Annotated in this window: 2 protein-coding genes; one reads left to right on the top strand and one right to left on the bottom strand. The window is 72.9% G+C overall.

Annotated elements, in window-relative coordinates:
• On the top strand, positions 1-873 hold an 873-nt coding region (locus tag H5J30_RS31650; RefSeq protein ID WP_181791015.1), incomplete at its 5' end, for a WD40 repeat domain-containing protein.
• An 89-nt stretch (positions 874-962) separates the two neighbouring features.
• On the opposite strand, the gene H5J30_RS31645 is transcribed toward H5J30_RS31650, so the two are convergent.
• The coding region (locus H5J30_RS31645) for a 2-oxo acid dehydrogenase subunit E2 (protein ID WP_181791013.1) at positions 963-1,678 on the bottom strand (716 nt) is incomplete at its 5' end.

Genomic DNA, 1,678 nt, shown 5'->3' with positions numbered 1-1,678 from the left:
GCGGACTTCTGCATTCCGCTGATGGCGTTCAGCCCGGACGGCCGGCGGCTGGCGTACGCGCTGCCGAGCGTGCTGGGCGACGAGCCGGAGCGGGTGCACGTGTGGGACACGGAGGCCGGCCGGATCGTCAGGACCCTGGACGTCACCCCCGATCCCTCGCGGGCCAACCCGCTGAACAGCCTCGCCTACGGAGCCGGCGGCAAGGTGATCCTCTCCCGCATACCCGACCGGGAGTCCCTGGAGGTGTGGGACGTCTCGCGCGGCGAGCGCGTGCGGCGGCTGCGCGACACCGGCGGCACCCCGCTGGCGCTGCACCCCGGCGGCAGGCTGCTGGCCACCGGCGACGACCAGCTCGTGGCGCTGCGCCGGGGCCGGGTCACGCCGCGCCCGCTGGCGCAGGACGGGTTGCGCTCCGTGGAGTTCAGCCCGGACGGCAGGTTCCTCGCCGCGGGCGACGACTCCGGGCGGGTCACGCTGTGGGACGGTGAGGGCCGCCGCCGCCTCGGGGTGCTACCGGGTACGTACCGGGGGATGCAGACGGGCGCCGCGGAGCCGGCGACGGCGCTGGCGTTCTCGCCGGACGGCCGCACGCTGGCGGTCGCCGGGCACTCGGGGACGCTGCGGCTGTGGGACACCGCGTCGAACCAGTCGCTGGGCGGCAATCTGCCGACGGCCGGCGACGAACTGCTGGCGGTGTCCTTCAGCCCCGACGGCAGCGAGGTCTACGCGGTCGGCCGGCACACCGCGCCGCGGGCCTACCCGGCGGATCCGGAGCGGGCGCGGCAGGCGGTGTGCGCCCGCGCGGGCGGTGGTCTGTCGCGGGCGGACTGGGAGGCGTACCTGCCGGGGACGGCGTACCGGGACACCTGCTGAACCATCCGGGGACACGACGGCGCCCCCGCTCCGAGCTGCTGCTCGGAGCGGGGGCGCGGCCGGTTCGTACGGCTACCGGACGGCTCGCCTCACAGGCCGATCTCGCTCTCGAACTCGGCCGCCTCCAGGAGGCCCTTGACCGCGCCCAGGTAGCGGGCGGCGTCGGCGCCGTCCACCAGGCGGTGGTCGTAGGAGAGCGTCAGATACGTCATGTGGCGTACGGCGATCGTCTCGCCGAGGTCCGGGTGGTCGACGACCGTCGGACGCTTGACGGTGGCGCCGAGGCCCAGGATGGCGACCTGGTTCGGCGGCACGATGATCGTGTCGAACAGCGCCCCGCGCGAGCCGGTGTTGCTGATGGTGAAGGTCGCGCCCGACACCTCGTCCGGGGTGATCTTGTTGCTGCGGACCTTGCCCGCCAGCTCCGCCGTCTTCCTGGCGATGCCGGCGATGTTGAGGTCGCCCGCGCCCTTGATGACCGGGGTCATCAGGCCCTTCTCCGTGTCCACCGCGATACCGACGTTCTCGGTGTCGAAGTAGCTGATCGTGCCGTCGTCCTCGTTGATACGGGCGTTGACGACCGGGTGGGCCTTCAGCGCCTGGACGGCGGCCTTGACGAAGAACGGCATCGGCGAGAGCTTCACGCCCTCGCGCTGCGCGAACGCGTCCTTGGCCCGGGCCCGCATCCGCATGACGCGGGTGACGTCCACCTCGACCACGGTGGACAGCTGGGCCTGCTCGTGCAGGGCGCGCATCATGTTGTCGCCGATGACCTTGCGGATACGCGGCATCTTCACGGTCTGGC

The sequence above is a fragment of the Streptomyces phytophilus genome (assembly GCF_013870535.1).
Taxonomy (GTDB): domain Bacteria; phylum Actinomycetota; class Actinomycetes; order Streptomycetales; family Streptomycetaceae; genus Streptomyces; species Streptomyces phytophilus.
The sequence above is the reverse complement of the archived record's forward strand: the minus strand, read 5'-3'. Positions and strand labels throughout refer to the sequence as shown.